The organism is Streptomyces sp. NPDC004610 (assembly GCF_040609715.1).
Classification (GTDB): Bacteria; Actinomycetota; Actinomycetes; order Streptomycetales; family Streptomycetaceae; genus Streptomyces.
On sequence record NZ_JBEXLA010000029.1, the window covers coordinates 128389 to 137742 of the forward strand.

A 9354-nucleotide genomic window follows, 5' to 3' on the forward strand; every position below is an offset into this window, starting at 1 on the left:
GGTCTACGCTGCGTACGCGGCAGTGACGGGAAGACAATAGGGACATGGCACGCGGCAAGCTTCGGATCTACCTCGGTGCGGCACCGGGCGTCGGCAAGACCTACGCCATGCTCTCGGAGGCCCATCGCCGGGTCGAGCGGGGCACGGACTGCGTGGTCGCCTTCGTGGAGCACCACGCCCGTCCCCGGACCGAGGTGATGCTGCACGGCCTGGAGCAGATCCCGCGCCGAGAGCTGGAGTACCGGGGCACGACGTTCACGGAGATGGACGTGGACGCGGTCCTCGCGCGCCATCCCAAGGTGGCCCTCGTGGACGAGCTGGCGCACACCAATGTCCCCGGCTCGCGCAACCCCAAGCGCTGGCAGGACGTCGAGGAACTGCTCGCCGCCGGGATCGATGTCGTCTCCACCGTCAACATCCAGCACCTGGAGTCACTCGGCGATGTCGTGGAGTCCATCACCGGCGTCCGGCAGCAGGAGACCGTGCCGGACGAGGTGGTACGGCGGGCCGATCAGATAGAGCTGGTCGACATGTCTCCGGAGGCGCTGCGCCGCCGGATGGCCCACGGCAACATCTACAAGCCGGACAAGGTCGACGCGGCCCTGTCGAACTACTTCCGGCCCGGAAACCTGACCGCCCTGCGCGAACTCGCCCTGCTCTGGGTCGCCGACCGGGTGGACGAGTATCTGACCGAGTACCGCAGCGCCCACCGGGTGTCCCGGATCTGGGGCTCGCGGGAGCGGATCGTGGTCGGCCTGACCGGTGGTCCGGAGGGCCGGACGCTGATCCGCCGGGCCGCGCGACTGGCCGAGAAGGGTGCCGGGGGCGAGGTCCTCGCCGTCTACATCGCCCGCAGCGACGGTCTCACCGGCGCCTCGCCCAAGGAACTCGCCGTCCAGCGCACCCTGGTCGAGGATCTCGGCGGCACCTTCCACCATGTCGTCGGCGACGACATCCCCGCGTCCCTGCTCGACTTCGCGCGGGGCGTCAACGCCACCCAGATCGTGCTGGGCTCCTCCCGCCGCAAGAGCTGGCAGTACGTCTTCGGGCCGGGGGTCGGGGCGACCGTCGCCCGCGAGTCCGGGCCCGATCTGGACGTCCATATCGTCACCCACGAGGAGGCCGCCAAGGGGCGCGGGCTGCCCGTCGCCCGGGGCGCCCGGCTGGGGCGGGGCCGGATCCTGTGGGGCTGGATCGTCGGGCTGGCCGGACCGCCGCTGCTGACGCTGCTGCTCAGCACGGTCAGCATCGGCCTCGCCAACGACATGCTGCTCTTCCTCACCGTGACGGTCGCCGCCGCCCTGCTCGGTGGGCTCTATCCGGCGCTCGCCTCGGCCGCCTTCGGCTCGCTCCTGCTGAACTGGTTCTTCACCTATCCCCTGCACCGGCTGACCATCGCCGACCCCAAGAACATCGTCGCCCTGGTCATCTTCATCGGGGTCGCGGTGTCGGTCGCGTCCGTCGTGGACACCGCCGCCCGGCGCACCCATCAGGCGGCCCGGCTCAGAGCCGAGGCGGGCATACTCTCCTTCCTCGCGGGCAATGTGCTGCGCGGCGAGACCAGCCTCGAAGAGCTGCTGGAACGGGTCCGGGAGACCTTCGGCATGGAGTCGGCGGCCATGCTGGAGCGGTCCAGCGACGTCGACCCCTGGACCTGCGTCGGCCGTGCGGGCGTCGGACCGGCCCCCGAGCGGCCCGAGGACGCCGATGTGGACGTCCCCGTCGGCGACCATATGGCGCTCGCGCTCACCGGCCGGGTGCTGCCCGCCTCCGACCGCCGGGTGCTCGCCGCGTTCGCCGCGCAGGCGGCCGTGGTCCTGGACCGGCGCCGGCTGCGCGAGGAGGCCCACCAGGCCCGCGCGCTGGCCGAGGGCAACCGCATCCGCACCGCGCTGCTGGCCGCCGTCAGCCATGATCTGCGGACCCCGCTCGCCGGGATCAAGGCGGCGGTCTCGTCGCTGCGATCGGACGACGTGGCCTGGTCGGAGGAGGATCAGGCCGAGCTGCTGGAGGGCATCGAGGAGGGTGCCGACCGGCTCGACCATCTCGTCGGCAATCTGCTCGACATGTCCCGCCTCCAGACCGGGACCGTCACCCCGATCATCCGCGACATCGACGTGGACGAGGTGGTGCCGATGGCGCTCGGCGGGGTGCCCGAGGACAGCGTGGAACTGGATATTCCGGAGACCTTGCCGATGGTGTCCGTGGACGCCGGGCTGCTGGAGCGGTCGGTGGCCAATCTGGTGGAGAACGCCGTCAAGTACAGCCCGCCGGAGCAGACCGTGCTGGTCGCCGGGAGCGCGATGGCGGACCGGGTGGAGGTCCGGGTGGTCGACCGGGGGCCGGGCGTGCCGGACGAGGCGAAGGAACGCATCTTCGAGCCCTTCCAGCGGCACGGGGACGTACCCCGGGGCGCGGGTGTCGGGCTCGGCCTCGCCGTCGCCCGCGGCTTCACCGAGGCGATGGGCGGCACACTGACCGCGGAGGACACCCCGGGCGGCGGCCTGACGATGGTGCTGACCCTGAGGGCGGCCCGGCGCGACGCCGACCGGCGGGAGCAGGACCAGCAGGAGGACGGGGACCGGGCGACGGCGCCCGGTGGCGGGGAACCGGCCGAGACGGATGGCGCCGGGGAGCCGGTGGATGTGACGACGACAGCGCGGGCCGACCGTCCGCGCACCGGGGCCGAGGGCCCCGTACGAACCGAAAGGCGGGCTTCATGACCCGGGTGCTCGTGATCGACGACGAGCCGCAGATCGTGCGCGCCCTCGTGATCAACCTCAAGGCCCGCAAGTACGAGGTCGACGCGGCCCACGACGGGGCCACCGCCCTCCAGCTCGCCGCCGCCCGCCACCCCGATGTGGTCGTGCTGGACCTGGGCCTCCCGGACATGGACGGCGTCGAGGTGATCAAGGGGCTGCGGGGCTGGACCCGCGTACCGATCCTGGTGCTGTCCGCGCGGCACTCCTCCGACGAGAAGGTCGAGGCGCTGGACGCGGGCGCGGACGACTACGTCACCAAGCCCTTCGGCATGGACGAACTCCTCGCCCGGCTCCGGGCGGCCGTACGCCGGGCCGAGCCCACCGGCGCCGGGGAGGACGAGGTGACCGTCGAGACCGACGACTTCACCGTCGACCTCGCCGCGAAGAAGGTCAACAGGGCCGGGAAGGACGTACGGCTCACCCCCACCGAGTGGCATCTGCTGGAGGTGCTGGTGCGCAACACCGGGCGCCTGGTCAGCCAGAAACAGCTGCTCCAGGAGGTGTGGGGGCCCTCGTACGGGACGGAGACCAACTATCTGCGGGTCTATATGGCCCAGCTGCGCCGCAAGCTGGAGGCGGACCCCTCGCACCCCCGGCACTTCATCACCGAGCCGGGGATGGGATACCGCTTCGAGAAATGAGGGGTACTGGGCTGTCGGGGTGCCCCGGTACCCTTCAGACATGAGTGCTGTTCCTGATTCCGACAAGCCGGTGGGCCGGTTCCGGCGCATGCTCGACCGGCTCTCCTCGTCGCAGGAGGACCTGGAGTCCGAGGAGCTGCGCGAGGACGCGGACGTCACCGGCTGCACCCGCATCTGTGACTGCCACGACCGACAGATAGTCACGGTTACTGGTACCTTGCGCACGGTCACGCTGCGTCCTCGGGCCGGTGTCCCGGCCCTGGAGGCCGAGCTGTTCGACGGCTCCGCCCCGCTGGACGTGGTGTGGCTGGGGCGGCGTTCCATCGTCGGGATCGAGCCGGGCCGCAGGATGATCGCGTCGGGCCGGATCTCGATGAGCCGGGGCCGCAGAGTGCTGTTCAATCCCAAGTACGAACTGAGACCCCTCGGACGGGAGTAGCCGGTGACGTCGCTCGACAAGCCGACCGAAGACGCCCAGCAGGAGCGGGAGCGGGAGCACGATTCCCGCGCGGTCACCGAGGCCGCACTGTTCGAGGCGTTCGGTGGCGTCCGGGGCATGGTCGAGACGGTCGTCCCGGGCCTGCTGTTCGTGAGCATCTACACGATCAACAAGGACCTGCATCTGTCGGCCATCGCCGCGCTCGCCGTGTCCCTGGTGCTCGTGGTGGTCCGCCTCGCCATGAAGGACACCGTCAAGCACGCCTTCAGCGGCGTCTTCGGGGTCGCCTTCGGTGTGGTCTTCGCGATGATGACCGGCAACGCCAAGGACTTCTATCTGCCGGGCATGCTCTACACGGTGGGGCTGGGCCTCGCCTATATCGTCACCACGCTGTGCGGGGTGCCGCTGATCGGGCTGATCCTCGGGCCGGTGTTCAAGGAGAACCTGTCCTGGCGGACCCGGAACCCGGGGCGGAAGAAGGCGTACGCCAAGGCGAGCTGGGCGTGGGGGCTGATTCTGCTCGGCAAGTCGGCGATTCTGTTCCCGCTGTACTGGTGGGCGGACACGACGCAGCTGGGGTGGGTGCTCGTTTCGCTGAAGATCCCGCCGTTCCTGTTGGCGGTGTGGTTGACGTGGGTGTTCCTGGCGAAGGCGCCCGCGCCGATTGATGTGTTCGCGGAGATGGAGGCGGAGGGCTCCGCCAAGGAGGGCGTGAAGTAGGGGCGGGTCGGTTTGGGCTTTTGGGGCCCGGCGTTCCGGTGCACCTGCCGGGGGCTCCGCCCCCGGACCCCCGACCTATGCCCACCCTGCCACCCGTCTCGGTGGGATGGATCGGTGCCGAAGGGCGGTCGGTTGCTCGGGGGGAATTGGTCGGAGCCGGAGGGTGGTCGCTTGTCTCGGGGGGATTGGTCGGCTTCGAAGAGCAGCTGCTCGTTTCGGTGGGATGGGTATGCGTCGGAGGACGGTCGCCCCGCTCGGCGGGGGATTGGTCGGCCTCGAAGAGCAGCCGTTCGTCTCGGTGGGATGGATCGGTGCCGGAGGGCGGTCGCCCCGTTCGGGGGGATTGGTCGGCTTCGAAGGACAGCCGTTCGTCTCCGTGGGATGGGTGGGCGTCGGAGGGCGGTCGCCCCGTTCGGGGGGATTGGTCGGCGTCGAAGGACAGCCGCTTGTCTCGGTGGGATGGGTGGGCGTCGGAGGACGGTCGCTTGTTTTGGTGGGGCGGATGGGCGTCGGAGGACAGTCGCTTGTTCCGGTGGGATGGATCAGTGCCGGAGGGGCGGCTGATCGTCTCGGGGGGATTAGTCGGCGGCGAAAGGCGGTCCCTCGTCTCGGGGGGATAGAGCGGCGCCGAAAGGCGGTCGGTCGCCCCGGTGGGGTCGGTTGGTGTCGAAGGGTGGGCGCTTGTCTCGGGTTGTTGGGAGTGGCTGGGGAGAGACGGACAAAGACCGGAGGGGCCCCGCGATGGCAGCGGGGCCCCTCCGTTTGTCGGCTTCGCCGGGGGTCTGTTAGGTCGTCGGTTCCTGTCGGCGTTCCGAGAGCAGGTCCTCCAGTTGTTCCTCCCTTGCCTGGGCGGCGACGAAGAGGAGTTCGTCGCCGGCCTCCAGGGAGTCCTCACGGGTGGGGGTGAGGACGCGGTTGCCGCGGATGATGGTGACCAGGGAGGTGTCCTCCGGCCAGTCCACATCGCCTACCTGCGTGCCGGCCAGGGCGGACTCCTCGGGGAGGGTCAGCTCGACCAGGTTGGCGTCACCGTGGCTGAAGCGGAGCAGCCGGACCAGGTCGCCCACGCTCACCGCCTCCTCCACCAGCGCGGACATCAGCCGCGGGGTGGAGACGGCGACATCGACGCCCCACGCCTCGTTGAACAACCACTCGTTCTTGGGGTTGTTGACGCGGGCGACGACCCGCGGAACCCCGTACTCCGTCTTGGCGAGCAGGGAGACGACCAGGTTGACCTTGTCGTCGCCGGTCGCGGCGATGACGACATTGCAGCGCTGGAGCGCGGCCTCGTCCAGGGACGTGATCTCGCAGGCGTCGGCCAGCAGCCACTCCGCCTGGGGCACCCGCTCGACCGAGATCGCCGTCGGGGCCTTGTCGATCAGCAGGATCTCATGGCCGTTCTCCAGCAGTTCGCCCGCGATCGAGCGGCCCACCGCGCCGGCCCCGGCAATGGCGACCCTCATCAGTTGCCGCCCTCCTTCGGGCCCTCTGCGAAGGCCGCCTCGACCTTCTCGACCTCGTCCGTGCGCATCATGACGTGCACGAGGTCGCCCTCCTGGAGCACCGTCTGCGACGACGGCAGGATCGCCTCGCCCAGCCGGGTCAGGAAGGCCACCCGGACACCGGTCTCCTCCTGGAGTCTGCTGATCTTGTGGCCCACCCAGGCGTGCGAGGCGTGGACCTCGGCGAGCTGGACACCGCCGGTGGGATCACGCCACAGCGGCTCCGAGCCGGACGGCAGCAGCCGGCGCAGCATCTGATCGGCGGTCCAGCGGACCGTGGCGACGGTGGGGATGCCGAGCCGCTGATACACCTCCGCGCGGCGGGGGTCGTAGATCCGGGCGGCGACGTTCTCCACGGCGAACATCTCGCGGGCCACCCGGGCGGCGATGATGTTGGAGTTGTCGCCGCTGGAGACGGCGGCGAAGGCACCCGCCTCCTCGATGCCGGCCTCGCGCAGGGTGTCCTGGTCGAAGCCGACGCCGGTGACCCGGCGACCGCCGAAGGAGGAGCCAAGGCGTCGGAAGGCGGTGGGGTCCTGGTCGATCACGGCGACCGTGTGCCCCTGTTGCTCCAGGGTCTGGGCGAGAGCGGAACCCACTCTGCCGCAGCCCATGATGACGATGTGCACGACCGTCCTTCCGAGGTCAGGGGTGTTGTTGACGTGGCTGGTTCTAGGGTCTCAGACCGTCGCCCAAGCTACACACGCACGGTGGCCGGAGGGCACCCCTGTGCAGTCCCGTCCGGCGCGGGGCGGACGGTCAGCGCCGGCTGATCCTCCGGACACTGAGCAGGGTGAGGATGCCGAGGCCGATCAGGGCGGCGGTGGCGCCGATCAGCTCTGCGGTGGCGGGCATGGGACCTCCGGGCGTCCGAGGGGCGGGATGGCTCTGGGCGGGATCGATCGGGCGGGATGGATGGGGAGGGACGGATGGGGCGGGCTCTGTGAGGGGAGACGCCGGAAGGGCGGTCGGTGCCTGTCCGGCGCTGGCGGGAGGATCGTGCTGGTGGGGGGATCGTCGTACAGGCATGGTTGTCGTACCGGAAGGGGCGTCGGCGGTGCCGCCGAATCGGGGGTGTGATTCACCCGTGGGGCAGATCGGGGGCGGCTGTGCGGGGGGTGCCGGATCTGTGGCCTGGATCTCGTGCACGATGCGGGCGGTCGGGCGTTCGAGCCCGTACGATGCTCAGTCGTGTCCAAACTGACCGACGTGCCCAAACGGATCCTCATCGGGCGCGCACTGCGCAGTGACCGGCTGGGGGAAACGCTCCTGCCGAAGCGCGTCGCCCTCCCGGTGTTCGCGTCCGACCCGCTGTCCTCGGTGGCGTACGCGCCGGGCGAGGTGCTGCTGGTCCTGTCCATCGCGGGTGTGTCGGCGTACCAGTTCAGTCCCTGGATCGCGCTCGCGGTCGTGGTGCTGATGTTCACCGTGGTCGCCTCCTACCGGCAGAACGTGCACGCCTACCCGAGCGGGGGCGGCGACTACGAGGTGGCGACCACCAATCTGGGTCCCAAGGCGGGGCTGACGGTCGCCAGCGCGCTGCTCGTCGACTATGTCCTGACCGTCGCCGTCTCCATCTCCTCCGGCATCGAGAACCTGGGCTCGGCGATCCCGTTCGTGGTCGAGAACAAGGTCGCCTGCGCGGTCGCCGTGATCGTGCTGCTGACGGTGATGAATCTGCGCGGGGTGCGGGAGTCGGGCACGCTGTTCTCGATCCCGACGTATGTCTTCGTCGCGGGTGTCTTCATCATGATCGCGTGGGGGGCGTACCGGGGGCTGGTCCTGGACGACACCATGCGGGCGCCGACCGCGGGCTTCGAGATCGAGGCGGAGCATCAGGGGCTGGCCGGTTTCGCCCTGGTGTTCCTGCTGCTGCGGGCGTTCTCGTCGGGCTGCGCCGCGCTGACCGGTGTGGAGGCGATCTCCAACGGGGTGCCCGCCTTCCGCAAGCCCAAGTCCCGTAACGCGGCGACCACGCTGGCGCTGATGGGGCTGCTGGCGGTCACGATGTTCTGCGGGATCATCGGGCTGGCCATGGCCAGCAACGTACGGATGGCGGAGAACCCGGCGCACGATCTGCTGGAGAACGGTGTCCCGGTCGGCTCGGACTATGTCCAGAACCCGGTGATCTCCCAGGTCGCCGAGGCGGTCTTCGGCAGCGGCAGCTTCCTCTTCCTGGTGCTGGCGGCGGCCACGGCGCTGGTGCTCTTCCTCGCCGCCAACACCGCGTACAACGGCTTCCCGGTGCTCGGCTCGATACTCGCCCAGGACCGCTACCTCCCGCGCCAGCTCCACACCCGCGGCGACCGGCTCGCCTTCTCCAACGGCATCGTCCTGCTGGCGGGCGCGGCGGGACTGCTGGTCTGGATCTACGGCGCGGACTCGACGCGGCTGATCCAGCTCTACATCGTCGGGGTCTTCGTCTCCTTCACCCTCAGCCAGACCGGCATGGTCCGGCACTGGAACCGCCACCTCGCGGTCGAGAAGGACCCGGCGAAGCGGCGGCGGATGATCCGCTCCCGCGCGATCAACGCGTTCGGCGCGTTCTTCACGGGGCTGGTGCTGGTCGTGGTCCTGGTGACCAAGTTCACCCATGGAGCCTGGGTGGCGCTGCTGGGCATGGTCCTCTTCTACGGCGTCATGACCGTCATCCGGCGCCACTACGACCGGGTCTCGGAGGAGCTGGCCGCGCCGGAGGAGCCCAGCGACGACAGCGTGCGGCCCTCGCGGGTGCACTCGGTGGTGCTCATTTCCAAGATCCACCGTCCGACGCTGCGGGCTCTGGCCTACGCCAAGCTGATGCGCTCGGACACGCTGGAGGCGCTCAGCGTCAATGTGGACCCGGCCGAGACGAAGGCGCTGCGCGAGGAGTGGGAGCGGCGCGGGATCGACGTCCCGCTGAAGGTGCTGGACTCGCCGTACCGGGAGATCACCCGGCCGGTGATCGAGTATGTGAAGAGCCTGCGGCGCGAGTCGCCGCGGGACGCGGTGTCCGTGATCATCCCGGAGTACGTGGTCGGGCACTGGTACGAGCAACTGCTCCACAACCAGAGCGCGCTGCGGCTCAAGGGGCGGCTGTTGTTCACGCCGGGGGTGATGGTGACGTCGGTGCCGTATCAGCTGGAGTCGTCGGAGGCGGCCCGGCAGCGGGCACGGAAGCGGCAGGAGTGGAATGCGCCGGGGGCGGTGCGGCGGGGGCCGGCCGGGGTGTGGAGGGCTCGGAACGCGGAACGCGCGTCGTCGCTCCGTCGCTCGCGCCGGCCCCTCAGCGTGCCGCCGCCGCGGCCTCC

At 70.1% G+C, this 9354-nt stretch carries 7 protein-coding genes; 5 read left to right on the plus strand and 2 right to left on the minus strand.

Going from position 1 to position 9354, the window contains the following annotated elements:
* Nucleotides 1–44 precede the first annotated feature (44 nt).
* The 4 genes from ABZX40_RS28905 to ABZX40_RS28920 are packed head-to-tail and all read left to right on the plus strand — an operon-like array spanning nucleotide 45 to nucleotide 4562.
* The gene (locus tag ABZX40_RS28905) at nucleotides 45–2723 is read left to right on the plus strand and encodes a sensor histidine kinase KdpD (protein WP_355744407.1); all 2679 of its coding nucleotides are present in this window, start codon (nucleotides 45–47) and stop codon (nucleotides 2721–2723) included.
* Nucleotides 2720–3403 carry a response regulator gene (locus ABZX40_RS28910; RefSeq protein WP_355744410.1) on the plus strand — a complete coding sequence of 228 codons (684 nt, stop codon included), beginning with the start codon at nucleotides 2720–2722 and terminating at the stop codon, nucleotides 3401–3403. Before ABZX40_RS28905 ends, ABZX40_RS28910 begins: the two co-directional genes overlap by 4 nt.
* A gap of 40 nt (nucleotides 3404–3443) precedes the next feature.
* A complete protein-coding gene (locus ABZX40_RS28915; protein WP_355744413.1) occupies nucleotides 3444–3842 on the plus strand; it encodes an OB-fold nucleic acid binding domain-containing protein in 399 nt (132 codons plus the stop codon).
* Nucleotides 3843–3845: 3 nt separating this feature from the next.
* On the plus strand, nucleotides 3846–4562 hold the full coding sequence (locus ABZX40_RS28920) for a DUF3159 domain-containing protein (RefSeq protein WP_355744416.1): 717 nt from the start codon (nucleotides 3846–3848) through the stop codon (nucleotides 4560–4562).
* A 785-nt stretch (nucleotides 4563–5347) separates the two neighbouring features.
* On the opposite strand, the gene ABZX40_RS28925 is transcribed toward ABZX40_RS28920, so the two are convergent.
* Both ABZX40_RS28925 and ABZX40_RS28930 read right to left on the minus strand, forming a co-directional pair.
* Nucleotides 5348–6025, minus strand: coding sequence for a TrkA family potassium uptake protein (locus ABZX40_RS28925; RefSeq protein ID WP_355744419.1), 678 nt, complete (start codon nucleotides 6023–6025; stop codon nucleotides 5348–5350).
* Complete coding sequence (locus tag ABZX40_RS28930) at nucleotides 6025–6693, minus strand: TrkA family potassium uptake protein (RefSeq protein ID WP_355744422.1); 669 nt, start codon at nucleotides 6691–6693, stop codon at nucleotides 6025–6027. Before ABZX40_RS28930 ends, ABZX40_RS28925 begins: the two co-directional genes overlap by 1 nt.
* Before the next feature lie 562 nt (nucleotides 6694–7255).
* Between ABZX40_RS28930 and ABZX40_RS28935 the strand changes: the two genes are divergently transcribed.
* The coding region (locus ABZX40_RS28935) for an APC family permease (RefSeq protein ID WP_356162730.1) at nucleotides 7256–9354 on the plus strand (2099 nt) is incomplete at its 3' end.